Raw genomic sequence first — 25102 nt, forward strand, 5'->3', positions numbered from 1 at the left:
GCGGTGAGCCAGGACGACTTCTACCGCGGGGACCCGCCGCCGCACGGCGCCCCGCCCCACGGGACGCCGTCCTACGGCCCGCCCCACGGGATGCCGTCCTACGGCCCACCCGGCTACGGGACGCCGTCCTACGGACCGCCGGGCTACGGACCGCCGGGCTACGGACCGCCCGGGTACGGCCCCGGCTGGCGGCGGTCGACCAACCAACTGGCGATCGTCGCCCTGGTCGCCACCTTCCTCCTCGCCCCGGTCGGCCTGGTGCTGGGCCTGGTGGCCCGCGGGCAGATCCGGCGGAGCGGCGAGCAGGGCGACGGCCTCGCGCTGGCCGCCGTCATCGTCGGCGGCCTCGGGACGACGTTGATGGCCGCCGGGCTGGTCGTCTGGATCGGCCTGCTCGCCTCGATCAGCGACGGCGCGTTCGCGCCCTGACCACCGGCCCCGCCCTCCTCGGGGCGGGGCCGTCGAGAGAGCCGGGTCAGCTCTCCGGCGGGGTGAAGGCCGAGGTGCGGGACATCCCGGCCGCGCGGCCCTTGCCGGCGATCACCAGCGCCATCTTCCGGCTGGCCTCGTCGATCATCTCGTCGCCCAGCATCGCCGAGCCCTTCTTGCCCCCGGCCTCCGAGGTGGCCCAGCCGTAGGCGTCGAGGATCAGCTCGGCGTGGTCGTAGTCCTCCTGCGAGGGCGCGTAGATCTCGTTGGCCGCGTCGATCTGACCGGGGTGCAGCACCCACTTGCCGTCGAACCCGAGCATCGCCGACCGCCGGGCCACCTCCTCGAACGCGGGGACGTCGCGCACCTGCAGGAACGGCCCGTCGATGGCCTGCACCCCGCGCGCCCGGGCGGCCATGAGGATCGTCATCAGGATGTGGTGGAAGGGGTCGCCCGGGTAGTCGGGGTGCAGCGCGCCGACCACGAGGGACTTCATGTTGATGCTGGCCATGAAGTCGGCCGGGCCGAAGATGATCGTCTCGATCCGGTCGCTGGCGAAGGCGATGTCGTTGACGTTGATCAGGCCCTGCGCCGTCTCGATCTGCGCCTCGATGCCGATCCGGCCGACCTCGAGCCCGTTGCTCTTCTCGATCTGGGTGAGCAGCAGGTCCAGCGCCTTCACCTGGGCGGCGTCGGCGACCTTGGGCAGCATGAGGCAGTCCAGCTCGGCGCCGGCGCCCTCCACGACCTCGACCACGTCGCGGTAGGTCCACTCCGTCGTCCAGTCGTTGACCCGGACGGTGCGGATCTTGCTCCCCCACCCGCCCTCGTTGAGTGCGGCGACGATGTTCTTCCGCGCGCCCGGCTTGGCCAGCGGTGCACACGCGTCCTCGAGGTCGAGGAACACCTGGTCGGCGGGGAGGCTCTTGGCCTTCTCCAGGAACCGGGGGTTGCTGCCCGGGACGGCGAGGTTGGAACGACGGGATCGGAGCTCGGCCACGGTGCCTCCGCTGGGGTGGCGGGGTGGGTGGACAACCCCGCTGGTCGACGTTGGTTACCGGAGAGTAGCGACGTCCTCCCCGCGTGATCGTCGGCCAGCAGCAGCACCGGCTCAGACCGGGTCGGCCTCCGGCGTCGGGCGGCCGGCGCGGATCACCAGTGCCACCCCGATCACGACGGCGACCATCCCGGGCAGCGCCAGCAGCGGCGGCGCCTGCTGCAGCAGCACCAGCGCGACCAGCAGCGCACCCGGCACCTCCAGCAGCACGGCCAGGCCGACCACCGTCGGGCCGACCGAGGAGAGCACCAGGTTCAGCAGCGTGTGCCCGAGCAGCTGCGCGCAGACGGTGATCGCCGCGATCAGCCACCAGTCGCGGGCGCTGAACCCGGCCAGCGGCACGTCGACGAGCAGGGCGGCGAGCGCGAGGGCGACCGCGCAGGTCGAGTAGCAGACGACGGCGTAGGCCGAGGTGGTCAGCCGCTCGCGCGCCCGGGCGCCGGCGAGCATGTAGCCACCGGCGCAGATCGCGCCCAGCAGCGCGAGCCCGTCGCCGGCCAGCGCCGTCCAGGACACGGTGACGTCGACGCCGGCGATCAGCGCGGCGCCGAACACCGCCAGGGCCAGCCCCCACCACACCTGCCGGGGCAGCCGGACACCGGAGAAGTGTGCGGCCAGCGCCGTCCAGATCGGTGTCGTCGTCACCAGCGCCGTGGAGGCGGCGACCGTCGTCATCGACAGGCTGGGCAGCCAGGCGGCGAAGTGCGCGGCCAGGAAGAGCCCGGCGACGACGGAGCTGACCAGCTGCCGGGCGCGCAGCCCGGTCAGCGTGGCGCGCTCGCGCAGCAGCAGGACCGGCAGCAGCAGCACCGCTCCGGCCGCGTTGCGCCAGAAGGCGATCGCCAGGAACGAGGTGGTCACCAGCGCGGTGAGCGGACCGGAGAAGGACACCCCGATGACGGCGACCGCCATCAGCCCGACGTCCCGCCCGCCCGGCCGGGTCACCGCCCACGCCGGCACCGACGGAGCGGCGGTGCTCATGCGGGGACCCGGACGGTGCCGCCGGCGATCGGCTGCACGGTGCCCGACACGCTGACCTCGGTCACCTCTCCCCCGGCGACGGCGACCCGGCCGCGCAGCTCCGACGGCCGGCCGATCACCGTGCCCTGCGCCAGCCGGTACTCGGTGACGCCGTCGGGAGCCAGGCCCACGGCGGCCAGCCAGATGCCGGTGCCCAGCGCCGCGGACCCGGTGGCCGCGTCGTCGGCGAAGTCGAGGCCGTCGGCGAACACCCGGACGGTGCCGGAGCCCGACGCCGGGTCCCAGGCGAGCAGCGAGACCCCGCCCTGCACCCCCGGCAGCAGGCCGGTCAGCGCCGGGACGTCGGCGACCGCGCGGTCCAGCGCGCCGGGGTGCACCTCCAGCTGGGCGAAGTCGATGCCGCAGCCGACCAGGTGCGCCGGCCGGCCGGTGACGTCCGCCGGGCCGAGGCCGACAGCGGCGGCCAGCGCCGCGACGTCCGGACCGGGCCGCAGCGACACCGTGCCGCCGGTCAGCCGGGCACCGTCGTCGTCCACCTCGACCTCGACGACCCCGGCCCCGCACTCCTGCCGGAGCACGCCGGCAGGCAGCCGGCCCAGCCGGACCAGCGTGTGCGCCGTCCCGACGCTCGGGTGCCCGGCAAAGGGCAGCTCGGTGCTCGGGGTGAAGATCCGCACCCGGTAGTCGGCCGTGGGATCGGTGGGGGCGCTGACGAAGGTGGACTCGGAGAAGCCGAACTCGGCGGCGAGCGCCTGGCACTGCTCGGTGCTCAGGTCGCCGGCGTCCAGGACGACGGCGAGCTGGTTGCCGCTGAACGGCCGGGGCGCGAACACGTCCACGACCTCGTAGCTGAGTCGATCGGGTCCCGGAGCCGCCACGACGGCGACGGTAGCCTTCCGCTGCGGTGGCCTGGTTGCCGAGGTCATCGCACCCACTGGTCCCGGGACCGAGACAGCACCGAGGAGAGCCAGTGACGACGGTGACGAGGGCCTACGTGTCCCGGGTGGCCGGGCTGACCGTCTTCGACCCCAACGGCGACCGGGTCGGCAAGGTCCGCGACGTGCTCGTCGCGCTCCGGGTCGGCACCGCCGCGCCCCGGGTGCTCGGTCTCATCGTCGAGGTGGTGCCACGGCGCCGGATCTTCTGCCCGATGGGCCGGGTCACCGGGCTGGACTCCGCCTCGGTGCGGCTGTCCTCGGGCACGGTCAACCTCAAGCGCTTCGAGCAGCGGGCCGGGGAGACCCTGGTGCTGGGCGAGCTGCTGGACCGGCGGGTGACCATCCAGGAGAACGACCGGTCGGCCACCGTCGTCGACGCCGCGATCGAGCAGACCCGGACCGGCGACTGGGTGGTCACCCGGCTCGCCGTCCAGGAGCCGGGCCGGCTCGGCCGCCGCGGGCAGCTGCACCAGCTGGCCTGGGACGAGGTCACCGGCCTCGCCCTGCCCGAGTCCGGGCAGAGCGCCGAGACGCTGATCGCCACCTACCGCGAGCTCAACGCCGCCGACGCGGCCCACGCGCTGCAGGAGCTGCCGATCAAGCGGCGGCACGAGGTCGCCGAGGCGATGGACGACCCCCGGCTCGCCGACGTGCTCGGGGAGCTGCCCGAGGCCGACCAGATCACCATCCTCGGCACCCTCCAGGAGAGCCGGGCCGCCGACGTCCTGGAGGAGATGGACCCCGACGACGCCGCCGACCTGCTGGCCGAGCTCTCCACGCTGGACCGGGACCGGCTGCTGGAGCTGATGGAGCCGGACGAGGCCGAGCCGGTGCGCCAGCTGCTGAAGTACTCCGAGGACACCGCCGGCGGGATGATGACCAGCGAGCCGGTCATCCTCGCCCCCGACGCGACGATCGCCGAGGCGCTCGCCCGGGTGCGCGTGCCGGAGCTCTCGCCGGCGCTGGCCAGCCAGGTGTACGTCTGCCGGCCGCCCTCGGCCACGCCGACCGGCCGGTACCTGGGGCTGGCGCACATCCAGCGCCTGCTGCGCGAGCCGCCGTCCGGCCTGGTCAGCGGGGTGCTCGACGACCTGGAGCCGCTGCGCCCGGAGACCCCGCTGACCGAGGTCACCCGCTACTTCGCCACCTACAACCTGGTGGCCGCACCGGTGGTCGACCCGCAGGGCCGGCTGGTCGGCGCGGTGAGCGTCGACGACGTCCTGGACCACCTGCTGCCCGAGGACTGGCGCGAGAGGTCCCGTCGTGGCTGAGGCCGAACGGCGTGCCGACCTGCGGCTGGACCAGCCGCGCGCGAGCCGGGGCATCGGCAGCTTCCTCCGGCTGGACCCCGACGCCGTCGGCCGGTTCGCCGAGGGGATCGCCCGCTTCCTGGGCACCGGCCGGTTCCTGGCGGTCCAGACGATCATCGTGATCGTCTGGATCACGCTCAACGTGGTCGCCATAGACCTGCGCTGGGACCCCTACCCGTTCATCCTGCTCAACTTGGCCTTCTCCACCCAGGCCGCCTACGCCGCCCCGCTGATCCTGCTCGCGCAGAACCGGCAGGCCGACCGCGACCGGGTGCAGGCCGAGGAGGACCGCGACCGCGCGGCGCAGACCCGCGCCGACACCGAGTACCTGGCCCGGGAGCTCGCGTCGCTGCGGGTGTCGGTCGGCGAGCTCGCCACCCGCGACTTCATCCGCGGCGAGCTGAACCGGCTGGTGCCCGAGGACCCCGACGACGAGTCCGGCGAGCGCAAGAAACAGAAGAAGAAGCGCCGGGAGGCTGCGGCCGAGCCCACCGGCTGACCGTCAGCCGCGCAGCGCGGCGAGCACGGCGGCGGCCGGGTCGCCGGTGGCGGTGTCGACCACGGTGTGCCGCTCGTGCCACTGGTCGACCCGCCGGGCCCGCACCTGCTCCCAGGTCGGGACGACGTGGCCGGGCAGGTCGGCGGAACGCCCCTCGACCCGGCGCCGGTGCTCGGCCCGGTCGGTGCAGATCAGCCGCACCCAGTGCACCGGGACGCCGTGCCCGGCAGCCAGGTCCCGGAACGGCCGGCGGGCGGCGGCGACGTCGAAGACCGCGTCGACCAGCACGTCGGTGCCGGCGGTCAGGCAGGTGTCGGCGGCGGCCAGCGCCAGGTCGTAGCCGTGCGCGCCGACCTCGGCCGCGCCGGGCACCAGGCCCTGCCGGAGCAGGGCGACCTCGAAGGCGTCCACCCGCAGGTGGGCGGCGCGGAGCTCGCCGGCCACCGCCCGGGCGACCGACGTCTTCCCGACCCCGGGCAGCCCGCCGACCACGATGAGCACCCGGTCAGCCCAGCAGGTCGCGCAGCAGGCCGAGCAGCGCAGCGGCCACCGCGGTCAGCGGCAGCGTCAGCGCCGCGGCCCACAGCCGGGTGCGCAGGTCACGGGCCAGGACGACGACGAGCACCAGCACGACGACGACGTCGGCCGCCGCCTGCACCGGGTGGCCGGCGGCGTCGGTCAGCGCACCACCGCCCAGCGTGATGCCGGCGGCCGTGGCCAGCAGCGCACCCGGGAGCCACCCGGAGCGCCGGGTCGCCACGTGCGCGGCGACGGCGGTGGCCGGCACCGCGGTGGCCGAGAGCACCAGCCAGGCGACCAGCAGCCGGACGGACCAGCCGAAGTCCAGGACCAGCGCGGCCCACCCGTAGTAGGCCACCGTCATCGCGGCGAAGAACACCCCGGCGCGAAGGGCGGCCGCCCTCGGCGCGGGCGCCGCCCAGCCGATCAGCGCCACGGCCAGCACCCAGGCGGCCGGGTAGGACCCGAGGTCGGCCGCCCATCCCCACCCGGACTCGTCACCCGCCTTGGCCGCGACGCCGGCCAGCACGCCGGCGAGCGCCGCCAGGGCGAGAGCCGACCCGCGGCGGGCCGGTGCCTCGGGAGTCGCCGTCACGGCGCCGATCGTGCCGCCGCCGTCCACCCGCCGTCGTCTGCCGCGCCGCGGAGTGCCGGATGCCGAGGGGGTCAGCCGGTCCAGCGGTACCCGTTCTCCGGGCGGCCGGCGGCTCCGTACCGGGGGCGGACGGCGGCCAGCCCGGTCCGCTCCAGGTGTTCCAGGTACCGCCGCGCGCTGACCCGCGCCAGGCCGCAGCGCTGGCCGACCTCGCCGGCGGACAGGTCGTCGGCCGGGCTGCTGGCGAGCGTCCGGGCGACGAACTCCAGCGTCCGCGGCGAGAGGCCCTTGGGCAGCGGGGTGGCCGCCAGCGGTTCGCTGACCCGCCGCCTGGTGGAGAACAGCCGGTCGACGTCGCTCTGCTGCAACCCCCGGCCCGGCTCGGCCGTGCGGCGCAGCAGCTCCGCCCGGTGCGCCCGGTAGGCCTCCAGCCGTTCCCGGAACGCACCCAGCGAGAAGGGCTTGACCAGGTAGTCGACCACGCCGGTGGTCATCGCCGCCCGGACGGTCTCTACCTCCCGCGCGGCGGTGATGACGATGACGTCGGGCTGCGGACCGGCCAGCGACCGGAGCCGCCGCAGCACCTCGACGCCGGAGAGGTCGGGCAGGTGGATGTCCAGGAGCACCAGGTCGGGGGCGAGCACCTGGACGGCCTGCAGCGCCTCGAGTCCGCGGTGCACCTCGCCGACCACCTCCAGCCCGGGTACGGACTCGACGTAGCCCCGGTGCACCGACGCCACGGCGAAGTCGTCGTCCACGACCAGCACCCGCACGGTGTCCGCACCGGTCACGGGGTCGCCTCGGCCATCGCCGGGGCGAGGGCGCCCAGGTGCACCTCGACCCGGGCTCCCCCCAGCGGTGCGGAGGTGACCGTGGCCGAGCCGCCCCGGCGGGCCGCGATCCGCGCCACCAGGGCCAGGCCGATGCCGCGGCCGTGGTCGGCGTCGCCCGGCCGCTTGGTGGTGACCCCCACCTCGAAGACCCGGGCCCGGTCCGCCTCGGCCACGCCCGGCCCGTCGTCGTCCACCCGCACGACGAGCCCGCCGTCCGGCTGCGCACCGAGGAAGACCACCACCGTCCCGCCGTTCCCGGTGGCGTCCATGGCGTTGTCCAGCAGGTTGCCGAGGACGGTCACCACGTCGTCCCCACTCCCGGCCGGAAGCGACGTCCCGGGCGCGAGGGTCAGGGCGATGCCGCGCTCGTGGGCCACGGCCGCCTTGGCGAGCACGAGCGCGGTCACCGCCGGGTCGGCCACCGCGGCCAGCGATCGGCCGTCGAGCAGCTGGCCGCCACCGGCCCGGTCGATGAAGGCCACCGCGTCGGACTCCCGCCCCAGCTCGATCAGCCCCTGGATCACGTGCAGCTTGTTGCTGAACTCGTGGGCCTGGGCGCGGAGGGTGTTGGTCAGGTTGCGCTGGCCGTCCAGTTCACGCAGTGCGCTGGACAGTTCGGTGCGATCGCGGAGGGTGAGCACCTCGGCCACCCGGCAGCCGCCGACGACCGCCGGGGTCCGGTTCGCGACCAGCAGCCGCTCCCCGGAGAGCACCAGTTCGTCGGTCACCGCGCGGTCGCCGCCGACCAGCGGCAGCATCGCCGCGTCCAGGACCTCGGCGGCGGGGCGGCCCACCACGTCGTCCCCCAGGCCGAGCAGCCGGGACGCCTCGTCGTTGACCAGGACCACCCGGCCCTTGTCGTCGACGGCGACCAGGCCCTCGCGGATGCCGTGCACCATCGCCTCGCGGGTCTCCAGCAGCCGGGCGATCTCCTCCGGCTCCAGCCCGAAGATCCGCCGCCGGACGAGCCGGACGACGAGGAAGGAGCCCAGCGACCCCAGCAGTGCCGCCCCGGCCAGCCAGGCGACCAGCACCGGGGCCTCCTGCCGGAACTCGGCGGCGAGCTGGGTCTCCAGGATGCCCACCGACGCCGCGCCGATCACCCGCCCGGAGGCGTCGCGCACCGGCACCTTGGCGCGCAGCGAGCTGCCCAGCGTCCCCTGCTCGGTGCCGACGAAGACCTCGCCGGCCAGCGTCGGGCTCGGGTCGGTGGACACCGGTTCCCCGATCCGGTCCGGATCGGGGTGGGAGTAGCGGATCCCGGCGTCGTCGGTGAGGACCACGAAGGTCACCCCGGAGGCCGCCCGGAGCAGCTCGGCCAGCGGCTGGAGGACGGCGGCGGGGTCGGGGCTGCCGTAGGCGTCGACGACGCTGGGCAGCCGGGCCGTGCTGTTGGCGACGGTGAGCACCTGCTGGCGGTAGGCGTCGCGGATCTGGTCGTGCTGGTGCTGCACGGCCACCGCACCGGCCAGCAGCACGGTGGTCAGCACGATGCCGACCTGCAACAGGAGCAGTTGGGCCCCGAGGGGCATGGTCCGGCGGCGCACCGGCTCAGTGTGCGCTGGCCGGCCCCGGATGTGGCGCCGACCACAAAGACCGAAACAACCACTACGACCGCGACGTTCCCACCGCCCCGCGGCCTTCCTAGCGTCCGAAGAGAACCGAGCCGAGTCCCGGCCCGGCGGACGAGGAGGTCCACCCGATGTCCCGAACCACCAGCGCACGACCACGGTCCGCGGCCCGCCACTGGCGGCTGACCGCGGCGGCCGGCGCGGCACTGCTGGGCCTGCTCACCGGCTGCAGCGACTCCGGTGGCGGCGAGGCCGGCGCGGAGGCGTCCGTCGGCCGCCTGGAGATGATGGCCCCGGCCGACCCCGGCGGCGGCTGGGACTCCACCGCCCGCGCGCTGGCCGCCTCCATCGAGGAGGCCGGGCTGGCCAGCAGCACCCAGGTGACCAACGTCGGCGGCGCCGGCGGCACCGTGGGCCTGGCCGAGCTCGCCAACGAGCGCAGCGAGGAGTTCCTCATGGTGATGGGCCTGGTGATGCTGGGCGCCATCGAGACCAACCAGTCGCAGGCCACGCTGGAGGACACCACCCCGATCGCGCGGCTGACGGCCGAGGACGAGGTCGTCGTCGTCCCCGCCGACTCGCCGTACACCGACGTCCAGGACCTGGTCGACGACATGAAGGCCAACGGCCGGTCGGTGTCGATCGCCGGTGGCTCGGCCGGCGGGACCGACCACATCCTGGCCGGGCTGATCGCCCAGGCCGGCGACGTGCCGATCGAGAACCTGAACTACGTGGCCTACTCCGGCGGCGGTGAGTCCCTGGCCGCGCTGCTGGGCAGCCAGGTCTCGGCCGGCATCTCGGGTGTCTCCGAGTACGCCGAGCAGATCGAGGCCGGCGAGCTGCGGGCGCTGGCCGTCTCCGGCAGCGAGCGGGTCGAGGGCATCGACGCCCCCACGCTGACCGAGGCGGGCCTGGACGTCGAGCTCAGCAACTGGCGCGGGGTCGTCGGTCCGCCCGACCTGTCCCCGGAGGCCCGGCAGACGCTGATCGACCTCGTCGACGAGGCCGTGCAGTCCGAGGCCTGGCAGGAGCGGCTGGAGACCAACGGCTGGGAGGACACCTACCTCTCCGGCGACGAGTTCGACGCCTTCCTCGAGGAGGAGCAGCAGCGGGTGCAGGGCGTCCTGCAGGACATCGGGCTGGTCGAGTGAGCTCGTCGGCAGCCGCGCAGGAGCACCCCCGCACCGGTGCGCCGGTGCGGGGGTGGTCCTGGGCCGAGGCTGCCTTCCCGGCGGCGCTGCTGGCGCTGGGCGTCTTCACCGTGGTCGACGCGAGCACCATCGTCGCGCCGAGCTCGGTGAACACCGTGGGCCCGCAGGCCTTCCCGTACGCGGTCGGGGTGCTGCTGGTGCTCACCTCGGTCGCGCTCTTCGTCGACGTGGTCCGCGGCCGCCGCGGCGCCGCGGAGGACGGCGAGGACGTCGACCCGTCGGCGACCACCGACTGGGTCACCGTGCTGAAGCTGACCGGGTCGTTCGCCGCCCTGGTCGTGCTGGTGGAGCCGCTGGGCTGGCCCATCGCGGCGACCGTGCTCTTCGGCGGTGCCGCCTGGTCGCTGGGCGCCCGCCCGTGGTGGCGCCCGGTGCTCGCCGGCGCCGTCCTGGCCTTCACCACCCAGGTCCTGTTCACCCAGCTGCTGGACCTGTACCTGCCGGCCGGACCGCTGGAGGGGGTGAGCTTCCTTGGGTGACGTCGGCGCGCTGCTCGACGGGTTCGCCACCGCCCTGCAGCCGATGTACCTGCTGTACGCGCTGATCGGCGTGACCCTGGGCACCGCGGTCGGCGTGCTGCCCGGCATCGGCCCGGCGATGACCGTGGCGCTGCTCCTGCCGCTGACCTACTCGCTGGAGCCGACCGCGGCGTTCATCATGTTCGCCGGGATCTACTACGGCGGCATGTACGGCGGGTCGACCACGTCCATCCTGCTCAACGCCCCCGGTGAGTCCTCCTCCATCATCACCGCGCTGGAGGGCAACCGGATGGCCAAGGCCGGCCGGGGGTCGGCGGCGCTGGCCACCGCGGCCATCGGGTCCTTCGTCGCCGGGACCATCGCCACCGTGGCGCTCACCCTGGTGGCGCCGACGATCGCCCGGCTGGCGGTCCAGCTCGGCCCGCAGGACTACGTCGCCCTGCTGGTGCTCGCCTTCCTGACGGTGGCGGCGGTGCTGGGCTCCAGCCCGCCCCGCGGGATCGCCTCGCTCGGCATCGGGCTGTTCCTCGGCCTGGTCGGCACGGACACGCTCACCGGTCAGCAGCGCTTCACCCTGGGGCTGCCCGCGCTCGCCGACGGCATCGACGTCGTCGTCGTGGCGGTCGGGGTCTTCGCCGTCGGGGAGGCGCTGTACGTCGCCTCCCGGCTGCGCCGCGGCCCCATCCCGCTGGTGCCGGTGAGCGGCCGCTGGATGACGAAGGACGACTGGCGCCGGTCCTGGAAGCCGTGGCTGCGCGGCACCGCCATCGGCTTCCCGATCGGCACCCTGCCCGCCGGCGGCGCGGAGGTCGGCACGTTCCTGTCCTACTCGGTGGAGCGGAAGCTCTCCAAGCACCGGGAGGAGTTCGGCAAGGGCGCCATCGAGGGCGTCGCCGGCCCGGAAGCGGCCAACAACGCCTCGGCGGCCGGCGTGCTGGTGCCCCTGCTCACGCTCGGGCTCCCCACCTCCGCGACGGCGGCGATCATCATCGCCGCCTTCCAGAGCTACGGGATCCAGCCGGGGCCCCTGCTGTTCGAGGACGAGTCCGCCCTCATCTGGGCCCTGATCGCCAGCCTCTACATCGGCAACGTCCTGCTGCTGGTGCTCAACCTGCCGCTGGTGGGCATCTGGGTGAAGCTGCTGCAGATCCCCCGGCCCTACCTGTACGCCGGCATCCTCACCTTCGCCGCGCTGGGCAGCTACTCCGTCGGCGCCTCGACCGAGGACCTGGTCCTGCTGTTCCTCCTGGGCCTGCTCGGCTGGGCGATGCGCAACTTCGGCTACCCGATCGCGCCGGCGGTGGTCGGCCTGATCCTCGGGCCCATCGCCGAGGAGCAGCTCCGCCGCACCCTCGCCATCAGCCAGGGCGACCCCACCGCCCTGGTGACCAGCCCGTTCGCCGCGGTCGTGTACGCGGCCCTGGTCGTCTTCCTGTTCCTGGGCTGGTGGCTCCGACGCCGCCAGGCCCGTACCGAGGCAGAGCTGGCCGCCACCGTGGCCACCGCACCTGCCACGTCCGAGAGGAGTCCGTCGTGACCATCGTGGTGGGCTACGTGCCCAAGCCGGAGGGCCGCGCGGCCCTCCGGGCGGCCGTGGAGGAGGCCGACCTGCGCGGGGAGTCGCTGCACGTGCTGAACACCTCGCGCGGGGACGCCTACGTCGACCCCTCCTACGCCAGCCCCGAGGACCTCGCCGAGGTCCGCGGCCTGCTCGAGGAGACCGGCCTGACCTTCGAGCTCGAGCAGCACGTCGGCGGCCAGAGCGGGGCGGACGAGGTGGTGGCGGCGGCGGCACGGCTGGGCGCCTCGCTCATCGTGATCGGCATCCGCCGGCGCTCGCCCACCGGCAAGCTCGTCTTCGGCAGCGACGCCCAGCGCGTCCTGCTCGAGGCCGAGTGCCCAGTGCTGTCGGTCAAGGCCACGCCGGCCGGCTGACCCGGGCGGGGGTCGCCGTCCCCACGGGGACGGCGACCCCCGCGCTCAGCCGGTGAGGACGTGCACCAGCGCCCCGGCTGCACCGGCCAGCACCAGGACGACGATGAACGGCGCCCGCAGCGCGAGTGCGAGCGCGGCCACCGCGAGCCCGGCCAGCCGCCCGTCGACCACCAGGTCGGGCCCCGAGGACGCCGCCTGGACGGCGACCAGCGCGGCCAGCAGCGCCGCGGGCACGAACTCCACCACCCGGGTCACCCACGGCCGCTCCACCCAGGCCGCCGGCACCGACAGCCCGGCCAGCTTCAGCAGGTAGCAGCCCAGCGAGCCGACCAGCACCACCGCCCACAGCGTCCCCGTGCTCATGCGGTCCCCGTGCTCATGCGGCCGCCGTCGTCCGCGGCCGGCCGGCCAGCGCCACCGCGACCACGGCCAGCACCACCTGCACCCCGGCCGGCACGAACGGGGTGAGCACCAGCGCGACGACCGCGCCGCCCAGGGCCACCCGCCGCTGCACCGCCGGCTCCCGCGCCGAGCGCTGCAGCCGGGGCCACAGCAAGGCCAGGAAGGCCGCCGGCACCACGGCGTCCAGCGCCGCCTGCGCCGTCTCCCCCAGCGCCGCGGCCCCCAGCGACCCGATCAGCGTCGTGACGTTCCAGCCCAGGTAGATGGTGGCGCCGGTGACCCAGAACGCCAGCCGGCCCAGCTCCCGGTCCGGCGCGGCCACCGCCATCGCCGTCGTCTCGTCGATCACCCAGTGCGCCGCCCCGGCCCGGCGCAGCCAGCCGCGCGGCGCCAGCATCGGGGCCAGCCGGACGCCGTAGACGGTGTTGCGGGTGCCCAGCAGCAGCGCACTGCCCACCGCCGAGAACGCGCCACCGCCGGCACCGAGCACGCCGATCATCGCGAACTGCGAGGCGCCGGTGAACATCAGCGCCGACATCGCCAGCGCCTGCCAGGTGTCCAGCCCCGCCCCGGCCGCGGCGGCACCGAAGGCGATCCCGTACAGCCCCACCGCCACGCCGAGCCCGACGGCGTCCCGGAGGGTGGCGGTGCGGGCGTCGGACGGCACGCGCCGACCCTAGTGAGCGGTCACCGCCCGGCCGCCACCCCTGGCCCGCAGCCCCCGGCCGGGTCGGGACCGGCCGGGGGCAGCGCGGTCAGGAGCCGGCGCCGACCGGCTCCGCGGGCACCGGGCAGGCCGGGAAGAGGTCCCGGGTCCCGCCGGTCTGCGGCGTCGTGAAGGCGCAGCCGAGGTCCGCCTCGGCCACCGCGTTCCGGTTCAGCACGTCCTCCCCGGCCGGCCGCACCTCCGGGCCGGCTCCCTCGCGGGACTCGACCCAGGTCACCAGGTCGGTGAAGGTCTGCGCCGCCTCCTCCGGGCTGAACTCGCAGTGGCCCACCGACCGGACGGTCCGCTGGACCAGCAGCCCGCCGGTGCCCTGCCGCGCGGCCTCGGCGGCGTAGATCCGCTGGTGCTCGAAGGGCACGAACATGTCACCGAGGGTGTGCACCGACAGGACCGGGACGGAGAAGTCGGCGTCCAGCTGCAGGATCGGCGCCCTCTTCGTCTCCTCACGGGTGCCCGGCGCCGCCTCGACCCGCTCGACCCGGGAGTTCAGCGTCGAGCCGTCCGGGAAGGTGAAGGTGGTCGGGTACAGCCGGTCGGCGTTCTCGGCCACCGCGCCGGCGGTGAGCTGGGTCAGCGTCCCGCTCGGGTCGTCGGCGAAGCGGGCCAGGTTGAAGCTCAGCCCCTCCCAGTAGGTGAACGCCGCCTCGTCGCCGGGCCGGGGCCCACCGGTGAGGTCGATGACCACGTCCCGGAAGACCTCGCCGCGCTCGGTGAGCTCCGGGTTGGGCCCGGTGGGCGAGGTGGGCAGGCCCAGCGTCGCCTTCATCTCGGCGACCGCGGCCAGGTAGGCCTCGGTCGTGGTCAGCGGGTAGGCGTCGACCTCGGCAAGGGCCTGCGCCACCAGGTTGTAGTCCAGCCGGATGTCGAACTGCGCCAGGTCGCCCATGACGCCGCACATCGGCGCCGCACCGGCCCAGTCCACCTTCTGCCGCTCCACCAGGCCGCCGATGATGTGGCCGCCCATGGACACGCCCTGCAGGTACCGGTCGTCGGCCGGCGCGACCTCCCGGTCGAAGACCCGGGCCAGCTGCTCGGTCGAGGTGACGCCGGCCCGGATGTCGTACCGGTTGGCGTCGTAGGACGACGCCGCCCAGGCGTACCCGGCGTCGATGTAGGTCTGCCGCAGCCCGAACGAGGGGCTGTCCACCCACAGGACCGTCCCGGTGCCGCGGTAGCCGTGCTCCCAGAACACCACGTCGCCGTTCCAGCCCTCGGTGGGCACCTCGATGCGGTAGGCGGCGCCCTTCTCCACCCCGGTCAGCACCCGGGTGCGCGGCTGGCCCGCGTCGTCCAGCAGCGGGGTGAACGCCTCCCCCGGCTGCCCGGTGGAGGGGTCGTAGTCGAACGCCGGGTCCGCGATCGTCCACTCGATGTCCCGGGCCGGGACGGCGGGCAGCGCGGGTGACTGCTGGGCCTCCTGGAAGCCCGGGTTCTCCTGGGAGGCCGCGTCGTCCGGGTGCCCGCGGTCCCGGTCGCGCGGGTGGTCGGTGGCACCGGCGCTGCCGAGCCACCCCCCGACCAGCAGGGTGGCGGCGGTGGTGACCGCGCCGAAGCGGGCGTATCGGTGCTGGACGAGGGCCATCTGGGTGTCTCCCGACTGCTCGACGGTGAGCTGTGTCACAGGGCGCTCCATCATGACCACGCTCCGGCGTCCTGTCACTCCCGGTGGCGGAGCCGGCACCGACCGGGCTCACACCCGCTGGCCCGGGCCGGGTCGACCACCCGCCGTACAGTGGAGGCCGCCCGCGCGCGGGCCCCCATCCGGGCCCGGAACCCGCGAGCTCCCCGTCGAAGGAGACACACCCGCACATGTCCGACACGCTGACCGGATCCCCGGCGCTGGACGCCGTGAACGCGGCGCTGGCGACCGTCCAGGACCCCGAGATCAACCGTCCGCTGCCCGAGCTGGGCATGGTCAAGGACGTGCAGATCGGCGTCGGCGGCGACCCGGGTGCCGTGCGCATCGAGGTCTACCTGACCGTCGCCGGCTGCCCGATGCGCGAGACGATCACCAACCGGGTCACCCAGGCCGTCTCCGCCGTCCCGGGCGTGACGTCGGTGTCGGTCGGCCTGGACGTGATGAGCGACGAGCAGCGGACCGAGCTGCGCAAGACCGTCCGCGGCACCGATGCGGCCGAGCCGGTCGTCCCGTTCGCCCAGCCCGGCTCGCTGACCCGGGTGTACGCGGTCGCGTCGGGCAAGGGCGGCGTGGGCAAGTCCAGCGTCACGGTGAACCTGGCCGCCGCGCTGGCCAAGAAGGGCCTGTCGGTCGGCGTCGTGGACGCCGACATCTACGGCCACTCGGTGCCCCGGATGCTCGGCGTGGACGACAAGCCCACCCAGGTCGACAACATGATCATGCCGCCGCAGTCCTACGGCGTGAAGGTCATCTCGATCGGCATGTTCACCCCGGGCAACACCCCGGTGGTCTGGCGTGGCCCGATGCTGCACCGCGCGCTGCAGCAGTTCCTCGCCGACGTGTGGTGGGGCGACCTGGACGTGCTCCTGATGGACCTCCCGCCCGGCACCGGTGACGTCGCGATCTCGGTGGCCCAGCTGGTGCCCAACGCCGAGATCCTGGTCGTGACGACGCCGCAGCTCGCCGCCGCCGAGGTGGCCGAGCGGGCCGGCGCGATCGCCACCCAGACCCACCAGCAGGTCGTCGGCGTCGTGGAGAACATGTCCTGGCTGGAGCTGCCCGACGGTTCCCGGATGGACGTCTTCGGCTCCGGCGGCGGTCAGGCCGTCTCCGACGCGCTCACCAAGACCCTCGGTGCGCGGGTGCCGCTGCTGGGCCAGATCCCGCTGGACACCCGGCTCCGCGAGGCCGGTGACGCCGGGGCGCCGATCGTGCTCGCCCAGCCCGACGCCCCCGCGGCGCAGTCGCTGTCCGCGATCGCCGATGCCCTCGCCGTCCGCCAGCGCGGGCTGTCCGGCATGTCCCTGGGGCTGACCCCGGTCAAGCGGTAGTCACCGCACGGCACGACGGAGGCCGGTCACCCCAAGCGGGGTGACCGGCCTCCGTCGTACGTCCGGTCAGCGCCCCGCGGCCTGCTCGGCGTGGTGCGCCAGGACGGCGTCGACCCAGAACTGCAGGTCGTGGTCCCCTGCGAGCGCCTCGTCGTCGACGGCGATCCACCCCTCGCCCATCGACCGGCCCCTGCCCATCTCCGCCCGGCGGGCCCCGGGCACCCCCAGGTACTCGGCGTCCCGGCTGCGGGAGACGCGGACCAGCAGGGCACCGCCGCCGCCCGAGACGCAGGCCACCATCTTCTCGTCGACCATGAACGCGAGGCCGCCGAACATCCGCACCTCACGGACGTCCCGGCCCGACAGCGCGGTGCGGACCCGCTCCGCGAGCTCGGCGTCGTGGGCCATCGGGGTCAGGTGGCGTCGACGTCGAACGGCGGCGGGGTGCTCGCGTCGCGGACCCAGGCCCCCTGCGCACCCGCGGCCCAGGCGGTCGCACCCGACCCGGCGGCGGTCGCACCCGCCCCGGCGGCGGTGCTCCCGGTGCGGGGACGGGGCTCGTCGTCACCCATCAGCTGCGACCGGATGAACGTCTTCGGGTGGTACTGCCGCAGGTCGATGTCGCGCAGGTGGTCGAAGTCGTCGCCCAGGGTGTCGTGCAGCTGCCCGCGCATGCCGGTGACCGCCTCGCGCGCCTTCTTCAGCCCGCTCGCGACGTCCTTGGCCAGCGAGGGCAGGCGCTCGGGGCCGAAGATGAACAGCGCCGCCAGCGCCAGGACGATGATCTCGCCCCAGCCGATCGAGTCGAACACCGCTCCTCCTCGCGCCCGCCGCGGACCGCGGTCGTGTCCAGCGTAGGTGGACCGGCTGGCTGTCGGACGACCCGCAGCCCAACAGCAGGTGTCAGGCCACCCCGAGGGTGACGTCGACCTCGCGGGAGCTGCCACCGCGCACCAGCTCGAGGGTCACCGTCTCGCCCGGCTCCCGGGCGTCGACCTCGACGGCCAGCTCCTCCGAGCTGACGATCGGCTCGCCGTCGACCGCGATCACCACGTCCTGCTCCTGCACCCCCGCCTCGGCGGCACCGCTGCCGGGTTCGACGTTGAGCACGAGCGCCCCGTCGCGGGTGCCGTCGGTGACCGTCCGGGCGTTCACCCCGAGCGAGGCGTGCACCGCCGTCCCGGTGCTGATCAGCTCCTCGGCGATGTCCCGGACGGTGTCGACCGGGATGGCGAAGCCCAGGCCGATCGAGCCGCCGGTGGTGCCGTTGCCCGCCACCGAGGCGATCGCGGTGTTGATCCCGATCACCGCACCGCTGGCGTCGACCAGCGCACCACCGGAGTTGCCGGGGTTGATCGGTGCATCCGTCTGCACGGCGCTGATCACGGCGTTGGTGTCGCTGCCCTCGCCGGACAGCCGCACCGGGCGGTCCAGCGCACTGACGATGCCGCTGGTGACGGTGCCGGCCAGGCCGAGCGGGGAGCCGATGGCCACCACCGGGTCCCCGACGACGAGGTCGCCGGCGGTGCCGAGGGACGCCGCGACCAGCCCCGGCTTCTCCACCTTGAGGACGGCGAGGTCGCTGGCCGGGTCGCGGCCGACGATCCGGGCGGCCGAACCGCTGCCGTCGCTGAAGACGGCCCGGATCTCCGCACCCGGCACGTCGGCCGCCCCGGAGATCACGTGGTTGTTGGTGACGATGTAGCCGCCCGCGGCGTCCACCACGACCCCGGAACCGGTGGCGCCTGCGCTGGCCAGCTGGACCTCGATGGACACCACGGCCGGCATGACGCGGTCGGCGATGTCGGCGATCGACCCCGGCTCCCGGCTGGTGCCCGGGGAGACCTCGGAGAGCTGGGTGCCCTCGGCCAGCAGCGGCGCCTCGTCGGCCGTCCGGCCCAGGTACCAGGCGGTCGTGCCGCCGACCATGCCCACCAGGAGCAGGCTCAGCAACGCCAGCACGGTCAGCCGGACGGAGAGGTCCCGCACCCGGAGCTTGCGGCGGCCCTTCGGGTCCAGCACCACCGGGCCGGCCTGTGGCTGCGGCGGCTCCTGCGGGTACTGCGCGGGCGCACCGAGAGCGGCCGGAGCGTGCGGGTCGCGCCACGGGTCGCTCGCCGCGTCGGGCTTCCAGAAGGGGGCCGCCGCCGTCCGCCGCTGCACGGGGCGGCCGCCGGGGGGCTCACCCAGACCGGTGGCGCCGTCCCGTGGGGCGAAGGCGCGCAGCACCGCCTCCGGGGGCGGTGCGGGCACGGGCCGGGGGGCCGGCGCCGGGCGGTCGCCACCGAAGGACCCGTCGACCGCAGCCGGTCGGCCGAAGGCGGCCTGCTGCTCCGGCTCGGGGGCCGGGGCCGGCGGCGTGCTGGGCTGCAACCGGGCGGTGATCGGCGCGAAGGCGCCCGTCGTCCCCGCGGGCCGGGCATAGGCGGCCGGCTGCTCGTCCGGCCGGACGACCGTCCGGTCGACGGCGGTGTCGGTCGTGTCGGGACGCGGGCCGGCCTCGGACGGCTCGGTGCCGGGCGTCCCGCTCAGGGCGTCCCGCCGGCGGGCAGGCCGGTGGTGGAACCGACGGTGATGGTGCGCACCACGGGCGGGACGATGTCGGTGCGCTCGGTCGGCGCCGTGTAGCGCACGGCGTCGGCCACCGGCTCCCGGCCGGGCAGTTCGGCGGCAGGCAGGTTGACGGCGAGCACGGCGACCCCCAGGCCGAGGCCGGCCAGTGCCCCGGTCATCCCCCGCCGCAGCCAGCGGGCGTTGCCGTCGGCACGGGGCGCGTCCTCGGCCGGTGCGAGCGGGATCGCCCAGGAGCCACCCGCGCCGGTGGCGGTGAGCCCCTCGGCGCCGGCACTCAGCGAGCCCAGCCCGCCGCCGGGGCCGGCGGCGGTGAACGGGATGGCCTGCAGCCGGGAGAGGAGGTCACCGGGGACGGCGACGTCGACGCCGCGCCGCAGCGCGTCCTTGGCCTCGCGCTGGGCGGTGACCGCCATGCGGCACTGCACGCAGCCGGCCAGGTGCCGGGCGGCCCGGTTCGCCGCCCCGCCGGAGAGCTCTCCGTCGACGAGGGCGGCGATCGCCTCCTGGGCGAGGTGGCTCTCCGGGATGCTCACGACACCTCCACGGCGGGGACGGGCCGACCGGGCGCGAGGTGGGCCAGCGCCTCGCGCAGCTGCACGCGACCGCGGTGGATCCGGCTGCGGACGGTGCCGAGCTTGATCCCGAGGGTCGCCGAGATCTCCTCGTAGGTGAGGCCCTCGATGTCGCACAGCACGACCGCGACCCGGAACTCCGGGGAGAGCGCGTCGAGGGCCGCCTGGATCTGCGGGTCGAGGTGCGTGTCGGCGTAGACCTGCTCCGGGGACGGCGCGGAGCCGGGCAGCCGCTCGGTGTCCTCGGGGAGGGCGTCGAAGCGGATCCGCTGCCGCCGGCGCACCATGTCCAGGAACAGGTTCGTGGTGATCCGGTGCAGCCAGCCCTCGAAGGTGCCCGGGGAGAAGTCGGCGAGCGAGCGGAACACCCGGACGAAGGTCTCCTGGGTGAGGTCCTCGGCGTCCTGCTGGTTGCCGGAGAGGCGGTAGGCCAGCCGGTAGACCCGGGCCGAGTGGTCGCGGACGACCTGCTCCCAGGTGGGCGCGACCCAGCCCTCGGCCGCGTCGGCGGCCACGGGCTCGAGGCCGGCGGACGCTGCCGACCCGGTCGCGGTGGGCTCGGTCACGGCCCCAGGATCGCAGACGGCCGGGGTCGACACCTCCCCAGCGGGGGTGGACCGCTCGGGAGAGCGCTGGCTGGTGGCACGCGAGAGACGCACGTCCGGTCCAACGGCCAGGCGCTCGGTCGGTGTTCCCGGACAGGGCAGACACACAGCCAGTTGCCAGGCAGCCGCCCGGGCGTCGTCCCGGCCCTGACCCGGGCAGGCGGCGACCCTGCCCCCGCCACTACCCTCGCCCGGTGACCAGCGTTGCCGGACCGCCCCCCACCGGCGGCTCCCCGACGGGCGCGGCGGCCTATGCCGACGGCTTCGCCGTCGAGACCCCCGCCCAGGTGGCCGCCCGCCAGCGCGCCCTGACCTCCGCCGCGGCCTTCGGGACCCAGCTCCCGGTCGAGCCGGCGGTGGGCGCGACCCTCTCCGTCCTCGCCGCGGCCTGCGACGCCCGTTCGGTGGTGTCCATCGGCAGCGGTGGCGGCGTCGCCGGGCTCTGGCTGCTGCAGGGGATGCGCCCCGACGGCGTCCTCACCGCCCTGGACGCCGACCCGGCCGAGCTGCGCGCCGCCCGGCAGGCCTTCACCGAGGCCGGCGTCCCCAGCGGCCGGACCCGGCTCATCTTCGGCACGCCCGGCGAGGTGCTCCCCCGGTTGTCCCCCGGCGCCTACGACCTGGTCAGCTGCGCCGGCCCGCCGCTGGAGTACGCCAGCAACCTGGCCGGGTTGCTGGGGCTCATCCGGCACAGCGGGTCGCTGATCTGCCACGGCCTGCTCGCCGAGGACAGGATCGCCGACAGCTCCGCCCGCGATGCGCAGACCGTCGCGTGGCGGGAGATCACCCGCACGCTGCAGGAGGACGAGACGCTGACCTGCGCGGTGCTGCCGATCGGCACCGGCCTGCTGGTCGCGACCAAGCGCAACTAGCTGCCCGCCGAGGCCTCCTGGCTGAACGGGTGTTCCGCCTCCGCGGCCCACGGCCCACCGAGATAGCGCCACAGGCCCAGCCCGCGGGCGGTGACCGTCTCGGGCCGGAAGCTCGCGGTCAGCTCGGCGTGCAGCGCCCGCGCGACGTCCGGGGCGACCTTGTTCTGCACGGTGACGTGCGGCCGGGACCACTGCCGGTCCTGCCGGGTCAGCCACGGGTCGAAGGCGTCGGCCAGGCCGGCGCGCAGGGCGAGGAGCTGGGGTGACGTCAGGTCGAGGGCGACGCCCCGGCCGAGGAAGCGGACCCCGGACACCGCGACTTCGAACGCCGGCCGCGCGGCCACCGCCGCCAGCTCACGGCCGACCGCTGCCCGGTGCTCACCCGGCAGTGCGTGGAAGAGCGTGACGTGCGCCTGAAGGTGGTTCCGCTCGGCCGGGAAGTGCGCGGCCCTCAACCGGTCGAACCGCTGCTGAGCGGCGTCGTCCAGCAGCAGCGTCACGATCAGCGGGGCGGTCACCGTCGTTCAGAGGATCGCGCGGGAGCCCTTGCCGAGGATCGTGATCCCGCTGGCGCTCACGTGGTAGCGCTCGCGGTCCCGCGCCGGGTCCACCCCGATCTGCGCACCGGGCGGGACGACGACGTTCTTGTCCAGGATGGCGCGGCGCACCACGGCGCCCTCGCCGATGTGGACGCCGTCCATCAGCACGCTGGCCTCGACCCGCGAACCGCGCTCCAGGCGCACGTTCGGCGAGACCACCGAACCGTGCACGGAGCCGCCGTCGATGATCACCCCGGCGCTGACCATCGACTCCTCGGCCCGGCCACCGAGCACGAACTTGGCCGGCGGCAGCATCGGCGGCAGCGTGTAGATGGGCCAGCGGTCGTTGTAGAGGTTGAAGATCGGGCTGACCGACACCAGGTCCATGTGCGAGTCGTAGTAGGCGTCCAGCGTCCCGACGTCGCGCCAGTAGCCGTGGTCGCGCTCGGTCTCCCCCGGCACGACGTTGCTGCTGAAGTCGTAGACGTAGGCGTCCCCGGCCTCGGCCATCATCGGCATGATCGACCCGCCCATGTCGTGCACGGAGTCGTCGTCGGCGGCGTCGACCCGCAGCGCCTCGAGCAGGGCGTCGGTGGTGAAGACGTAGTTCCCCATCGACGCGAACGTCTCGTCCGGGCTGCCCGGCATCCCCGGCGGGTCGGCCGGCTTCTCCAGGAACTGGCGCACCTTGCCGTTCTCGTCGGCGTCGATCACGCCGAAGGCGGTGGCCTCCTCGCGCGGCACCCGCAGGCCCGCGACCGTCACGCCGGCGCCGGTGGCCAGGTGCTGGTCGATCATCTGCGCCGGGTCCATCCGGTACACGTGGTCGGCACCGAAGACGACGACGATCTCCGGCCGGTCGTCGTAGATCAGGTTGAGGCTCTGGTAGATCGCGTCGGCACTGCCGGTGTACCAGCGCGGGCCGAGGCGCTGCTGCGCCGGCACCGGCGTGATGTAGCTGCCCAGCAGCGTGGACATCCGCCAGACGGTGGTGACGTGCCGGTCCAGCGAGTGGCTCTTGTACTGGGTGAGCACCGCGATCCGCCGGATGTCGGCGTTGACCAGGTTGGACAGCACGAAGTCGATGAGCCGGTAGTTGCCGCCGAACGGGACCGCGGGCTTCGCCCGGTCCTGGGTCAGCGGGGCGAGGCGCTTGCCCTCACCACCTGCCAGCACGATGCCGAGAACTCGAGGGCCGCCACGCATGGACGGACCGTAACGGGTGTGTCCGCGCTTCGCCCCATCTACCGCGCCCGTCCACCACCTAGGGTGAGTCCGTGCGCGTCGGAGTGATCACCCGGGAATGGCCGCCGGACGTCTACGGAGGGGCCGGGGTGCACGTCGAGCACCTCGTCGCCGCCCTGCGCGGACTCGAGCACGGGCCGGAGCTGGACGTCCACTGCTTCGGCGGTCCGCGGGCGGACGCGACCGGCCACGGGGTGCCGTCGGGGCTGCAGGCCGCCAACGGCGCGCTGCAGGCCGTCGGCGTCGACGTGGAGATCGCCGCCGCGCTGGCCGAGGCCGAGCTGGTGCACTCCCACACCTGGTACGCCAACCACGCCGGGCACCTGGCCTCGCTGGTGCACGGCTCCGCGCACGTGGTGACCGCGCACTCCTTGGAGCCCCGCCGGCCGTGGAAGGCCGACCAGCTGGGCGGGGGCTACCGGCTCTCCTCCTGGGTGGAGCGCACCGCCTACGCCTCCGCCGACGCGGTGATCGCGGTCAGCCGGGGCATGCGGGCCGACGTCCTCGACGTGTACCCCGACCTGGACCCGGCGAAGGTGGTCGTGGTCGGCAACGGGGTCGACGCCCAGGCCTACCGGCCGATCGAGGCGCCGGACGTCGTCCGCTCGGTGGGGGTCGACCCCGACCGGCCGTACGCGCTGTTCGTCGGCCGGATCACCCGGCAGAAGGGGCTGATGCACCTGCTCGCCGCGGCCGAGCAGCTGCCGGCCGAGGCCGGCCTGGTGCTCTGCGCCGGCGCGGCCGACACCCCGGCCGAGCGCGCGCAGGTGGCCGACGCCGTCGCCGAGCTGCAGACCCGCCGCACCGGCGTGGTCTGGATCGAGCAGATGCTGCCCCGCGAGCAGCTGGTGCCGCTGATCACCGGGGCGACCGTCTTCGTCGTCCCGTCGGTGTACGAGCCGCTGGGCATCGTGAACCTGGAGGCCGCGGCCTGCGGCACCGCGGTGGTGGCCAGCGCCGTGGGCGGCATCCCGGAGGTCGTGGACGACGGCCGCACCGGCCTGCTGGTGCCCTACGACGCCGAGGAGCCGGCCGCCTTCGCCGCCGGGCTGGCCGCGCGGATGGCCGAGCTGCTCGCCGACCCCGACCGGGCCGCCGCGATGGGCGCGGCCGGCCGGGAGCGGGTGCTGGCGGAGTTCGGCTGGCCGGCGATCGCCGAGCAGACCGTCGAGGTCTACGAGACGGTGCTCGCCGCCCGCCGCTGACCGGAGGTCCTCAGCCGTCCTCGTGCAGGACGCTGCGGGCGCGCCCGGCCGCCTTCGCGCGGTACAGGGCGCTGTCGGCGCGGCGCATGAACTGGGAGGTCGGTTCGCCCGGCTCGTGCTCGGCGACGCCGATCGACAGCGGCACGCCCGCGCAGGCGAGCCGCAGCCGCTCGACCACCGCCAGCGCGGCCGGGCCGCCGTGGGACGGCAGCAGCAGCGCGAACTCGTCCCCGCCGTGCCGGGCCAGCACCGACCCACGGGGCACCCGGGGCAGCCACTCGTCGGCCACCGTCCGGAGCAGCTCGTCGCCGGCGGCGTGACCGTGCTGGTCGTTGATGGACTTGAAGTGGTCGATGTCGACCAGCGCCACGGACAGGTCGGTGCCGCTGCGCCCGGCGACCCGCACCGTCTCCTCGAGCGCGTCGTCGAAGCCGCGCCGGTTGGCCAGGCCGGTGAGCCCGTCCAGGCTGGCGGCGGAGGCGCGCCGGGCCAGCGTGGCGACCACCAGCCCGATCGCGGCCATGACGACGGCGAGCGCGACGACCGGCCCGGCCGACACCCCGCGGATGGGCAGGACGACGGTGCAGGCGGCGAGCGCGAGCGCCAGGTACACGGCGGCCACCGGGAGGGCGAAGAGGAAGAACGCGGCCACCGCGACGAAGCAGTAGATGCTGGCCAACGCCATGGCCGACGCCGGGTCGGGCGCCGCGTACACGACGGTGCTGATCAGCGCGGCGCCGACGGGCACCATGAGGTGGAACGACGACCGCGGCAGGTGGTGGCCCCAGCGGACCACCGCACCGCCGCTGAGCAGGGCGACCGGGCCGATCACCGCCAGCACCGGGGAGACGCCGGCTCCGCCCAGCAGCACGACGGCGAGGACGGCGAGGCCACCGGCGAGGTACAGCGCCCCGATGACCGGGGCGATGACGCGGGCGGTGGCCACCTCGGGTCCGCTGCGCATCTGCTGCTGCCACCTCCTGGTCCTCGTCCTGGGTCCGCTGCTCACCGGGTCCGCTGTTCGCTGCGTCCGT

At 74.8% G+C, this 25102-nt stretch carries 28 protein-coding genes; 10 read left to right on the forward strand and 18 right to left on the reverse strand.

What is annotated here, in order from left to right:
- Positions 1-3: 3 nt before the first annotated feature.
- Positions 4-429, forward strand: coding sequence for a DUF4190 domain-containing protein (locus tag FB380_RS00735; protein WP_166753409.1), 426 nt, complete (start codon positions 4-6; stop codon positions 427-429).
- Positions 430-475: 46 nt separating this feature from the next.
- Here FB380_RS00735 and FB380_RS00740 read toward each other — a convergent pair whose 3' ends face one another.
- From FB380_RS00740 to FB380_RS00750, 3 genes are all read right to left on the reverse strand, one after another.
- The gene (locus tag FB380_RS00740; RefSeq protein ID WP_166753410.1) at positions 476-1429 is read right to left on the reverse strand and encodes an HpcH/HpaI aldolase/citrate lyase family protein; all 954 of its coding nucleotides are present in this window, start codon (positions 1427-1429) and stop codon (positions 476-478) included.
- Between the two features lie 111 nt (positions 1430-1540).
- Positions 1541-2467, reverse strand: a complete 927-nt coding sequence (locus FB380_RS00745; RefSeq protein ID WP_229682026.1) for a DMT family transporter — start codon at positions 2465-2467, stop codon at positions 1541-1543.
- Positions 2464-3345: a PhzF family phenazine biosynthesis protein gene (locus FB380_RS00750; RefSeq protein ID WP_229682027.1), complete on the reverse strand. Its 882-nt coding sequence runs from the start codon at positions 3343-3345 to the stop codon at positions 2464-2466. Before FB380_RS00750 ends, FB380_RS00745 begins: the two co-directional genes overlap by 4 nt.
- A gap of 92 nt (positions 3346-3437) precedes the next feature.
- On the opposite strand from FB380_RS00750, the gene FB380_RS00755 reads away from it, so the two are divergent.
- A complete protein-coding gene (locus FB380_RS00755; protein WP_166753412.1) occupies positions 3438-4676 on the forward strand; it encodes a magnesium transporter MgtE N-terminal domain-containing protein in 1239 nt (412 codons plus the stop codon).
- Positions 4669-5214: a DUF1003 domain-containing protein gene (locus tag FB380_RS00760; RefSeq protein WP_166753413.1), complete on the forward strand. Its 546-nt coding sequence runs from the start codon at positions 4669-4671 to the stop codon at positions 5212-5214. The genes FB380_RS00755 and FB380_RS00760 overlap by 8 nt, the downstream gene beginning before the upstream one ends.
- 3 nt (positions 5215-5217) lie before the next feature.
- Here the strand turns inward: FB380_RS00760 and FB380_RS00765 are convergent, their stop codons facing one another.
- From FB380_RS00765 to FB380_RS00780, 4 genes are all read right to left on the reverse strand, one after another.
- Positions 5218-5715 (reverse strand): P-loop nucleotide/nucleoside kinase family protein, encoded by a 498-nt coding sequence (locus tag FB380_RS00765; RefSeq protein ID WP_166753414.1) that lies wholly within the window; start codon positions 5713-5715, stop codon positions 5218-5220.
- 4 nt (positions 5716-5719) lie between these two features.
- On the reverse strand, positions 5720-6328 hold the full coding sequence (locus FB380_RS00770) for a DUF6518 family protein (RefSeq protein ID WP_166753415.1): 609 nt from the start codon (positions 6326-6328) through the stop codon (positions 5720-5722).
- Between the two features lie 71 nt (positions 6329-6399).
- Complete coding sequence (locus FB380_RS00775; protein WP_166753416.1) at positions 6400-7119, reverse strand: response regulator; 720 nt, start codon at positions 7117-7119, stop codon at positions 6400-6402.
- Entirely contained in the window at positions 7116-8708 is a 1593-nt protein-coding gene (locus FB380_RS00780; protein ID WP_208382708.1) for an ATP-binding protein, read from the reverse strand. The genes FB380_RS00775 and FB380_RS00780 overlap by 4 nt, the downstream gene beginning before the upstream one ends.
- A gap of 155 nt (positions 8709-8863) precedes the next feature.
- On the opposite strand from FB380_RS00780, the gene FB380_RS00785 reads away from it, so the two are divergent.
- Genes FB380_RS00785 through FB380_RS00800 form a run of 4 tightly spaced genes read left to right on the forward strand, consistent with a single transcriptional unit; the run spans position 8864 to position 12357 of the window.
- Positions 8864-9883 carry a Bug family tripartite tricarboxylate transporter substrate binding protein gene (locus FB380_RS00785; protein ID WP_166753417.1) on the forward strand — a complete coding sequence of 340 codons (1020 nt, stop codon included), beginning with the start codon at positions 8864-8866 and terminating at the stop codon, positions 9881-9883.
- Complete coding sequence (locus FB380_RS00790; RefSeq protein ID WP_166753418.1) at positions 9880-10422, forward strand: tripartite tricarboxylate transporter TctB family protein; 543 nt, start codon at positions 9880-9882, stop codon at positions 10420-10422. Before FB380_RS00785 ends, FB380_RS00790 begins: the two co-directional genes overlap by 4 nt.
- Entirely contained in the window at positions 10415-11959 is a 1545-nt protein-coding gene (locus FB380_RS00795) for a tripartite tricarboxylate transporter permease (RefSeq protein WP_188959573.1), read from the forward strand. The genes FB380_RS00790 and FB380_RS00795 overlap by 8 nt, the downstream gene beginning before the upstream one ends.
- Positions 11956-12357 carry a universal stress protein gene (locus tag FB380_RS00800; RefSeq protein ID WP_166753419.1) on the forward strand — a complete coding sequence of 134 codons (402 nt, stop codon included), beginning with the start codon at positions 11956-11958 and terminating at the stop codon, positions 12355-12357. Before FB380_RS00795 ends, FB380_RS00800 begins: the two co-directional genes overlap by 4 nt.
- A 45-nt stretch (positions 12358-12402) precedes the next feature.
- Here FB380_RS00800 and FB380_RS00805 read toward each other — a convergent pair whose 3' ends face one another.
- The 3 genes from FB380_RS00805 to FB380_RS25175 all read right to left on the reverse strand — a co-directional run bounded on the left by FB380_RS00805 (position 12403) and on the right by FB380_RS25175 (position 15107).
- Entirely contained in the window at positions 12403-12720 is a 318-nt protein-coding gene (locus FB380_RS00805; protein WP_166753420.1) for an AzlD domain-containing protein, read from the reverse strand.
- Between the two features lie 13 nt (positions 12721-12733).
- Entirely contained in the window at positions 12734-13426 is a 693-nt protein-coding gene (locus tag FB380_RS00810; RefSeq protein WP_166753421.1) for an AzlC family ABC transporter permease, read from the reverse strand.
- Between the two features lie 88 nt (positions 13427-13514).
- Entirely contained in the window at positions 13515-15107 is a 1593-nt protein-coding gene (locus FB380_RS25175) for an esterase (protein WP_166753422.1), read from the reverse strand.
- 188 nt (positions 15108-15295) lie between these two features.
- On the opposite strand from FB380_RS25175, the gene FB380_RS00820 reads away from it, so the two are divergent.
- The gene (locus FB380_RS00820) at positions 15296-16456 is read left to right on the forward strand and encodes an Mrp/NBP35 family ATP-binding protein (protein ID WP_166753423.1); all 1161 of its coding nucleotides are present in this window, start codon (positions 15296-15298) and stop codon (positions 16454-16456) included.
- A 66-nt stretch (positions 16457-16522) separates the two neighbouring features.
- Here FB380_RS00820 and FB380_RS00825 read toward each other — a convergent pair whose 3' ends face one another.
- The 5 genes from FB380_RS00825 to sigE form a co-directional block, all read right to left on the reverse strand.
- Entirely contained in the window at positions 16523-16864 is a 342-nt protein-coding gene (locus FB380_RS00825; protein ID WP_166753424.1) for a TfoX/Sxy family protein, read from the reverse strand.
- 5 nt (positions 16865-16869) lie between these two features.
- Positions 16870-17268 (reverse strand): twin-arginine translocase TatA/TatE family subunit, encoded by a 399-nt coding sequence (locus tag FB380_RS00830; RefSeq protein ID WP_166753425.1) that lies wholly within the window; start codon positions 17266-17268, stop codon positions 16870-16872.
- 91 nt (positions 17269-17359) lie between these two features.
- Complete coding sequence (locus tag FB380_RS00835; protein ID WP_229682028.1) at positions 17360-18829, reverse strand: S1C family serine protease; 1470 nt, start codon at positions 18827-18829, stop codon at positions 17360-17362.
- A 155-nt stretch (positions 18830-18984) separates the two neighbouring features.
- Positions 18985-19563 (reverse strand): anti-sigma factor family protein, encoded by a 579-nt coding sequence (locus FB380_RS25180; RefSeq protein WP_166753426.1) that lies wholly within the window; start codon positions 19561-19563, stop codon positions 18985-18987.
- The gene (gene sigE / locus FB380_RS00845; RefSeq protein WP_229682029.1) at positions 19560-20168 is read right to left on the reverse strand and encodes an RNA polymerase sigma factor SigE; all 609 of its coding nucleotides are present in this window, start codon (positions 20166-20168) and stop codon (positions 19560-19562) included. The genes FB380_RS25180 and sigE overlap by 4 nt, the downstream gene beginning before the upstream one ends.
- Positions 20169-20401: 233 nt before the next feature.
- On the opposite strand from sigE, the gene FB380_RS00850 reads away from it, so the two are divergent.
- Positions 20402-21079, forward strand: coding sequence for an O-methyltransferase (locus tag FB380_RS00850; RefSeq protein WP_166753427.1), 678 nt, complete (start codon positions 20402-20404; stop codon positions 21077-21079).
- On the opposite strand, the gene FB380_RS00855 is transcribed toward FB380_RS00850, so the two are convergent.
- Positions 21076-21597, reverse strand: coding sequence for a 2'-5' RNA ligase family protein (locus tag FB380_RS00855; protein WP_166753428.1), 522 nt, complete (start codon positions 21595-21597; stop codon positions 21076-21078). The genes FB380_RS00850 and FB380_RS00855 overlap by 4 nt on opposite strands.
- 6 nt (positions 21598-21603) lie before the next feature.
- Positions 21604-22824 carry a glucose-1-phosphate adenylyltransferase gene (gene glgC, locus FB380_RS00860; protein WP_166753429.1) on the reverse strand — a complete coding sequence of 407 codons (1221 nt, stop codon included), beginning with the start codon at positions 22822-22824 and terminating at the stop codon, positions 21604-21606.
- A 71-nt stretch (positions 22825-22895) separates the two neighbouring features.
- Here glgC and glgA point away from each other — a divergent pair, with 71 nt between their 5' ends.
- A complete protein-coding gene (glgA, locus tag FB380_RS00865) occupies positions 22896-24068 on the forward strand; it encodes a glycogen synthase (protein WP_166753430.1) in 1173 nt (390 codons plus the stop codon).
- Between the two features lie 10 nt (positions 24069-24078).
- On the opposite strand, the gene FB380_RS00870 is transcribed toward glgA, so the two are convergent.
- Positions 24079-25032 carry a GGDEF domain-containing protein gene (locus FB380_RS00870; protein WP_166753431.1) on the reverse strand — a complete coding sequence of 318 codons (954 nt, stop codon included), beginning with the start codon at positions 25030-25032 and terminating at the stop codon, positions 24079-24081.
- Positions 25033-25102: the final 70 nt, after the last annotated feature.

This window comes from Modestobacter marinus (genome assembly GCF_011758655.1).
In the GTDB taxonomy this organism is placed as follows: Bacteria; Actinomycetota; Actinomycetes; order Mycobacteriales; family Geodermatophilaceae; genus Modestobacter; species Modestobacter marinus.

Coding starts and splice junctions, on each gene's coding strand:
- FB380_RS00745 (WP_229682026.1), bottom strand. CDS start 2,467: ATGAGCACCGCCGCTCCGTCGGTGCCGGCGTGGGCGGTGACCCGGCCG.
- FB380_RS00785 (WP_166753417.1), top strand. CDS start 8,864: ATGTCCCGAACCACCAGCGCACGACCACGGTCCGCGGCCCGCCACTGG.
- FB380_RS00805 (WP_166753420.1), bottom strand. CDS start 12,720: ATGAGCACGGGGACGCTGTGGGCGGTGGTGCTGGTCGGCTCGCTGGGC.
- FB380_RS00820 (WP_166753423.1), top strand. CDS start 15,296: ATGTCCGACACGCTGACCGGATCCCCGGCGCTGGACGCCGTGAACGCG.
- FB380_RS00825 (WP_166753424.1), bottom strand. CDS start 16,864: ATGGCCCACGACGCCGAGCTCGCGGAGCGGGTCCGCACCGCGCTGTCG.
- glgC (WP_166753429.1), bottom strand. CDS start 22,824: ATGCGTGGCGGCCCTCGAGTTCTCGGCATCGTGCTGGCAGGTGGTGAG.
- FB380_RS00870 (WP_166753431.1), bottom strand. CDS start 25,032: ATGCGCAGCGGACCCGAGGTGGCCACCGCCCGCGTCATCGCCCCGGTC.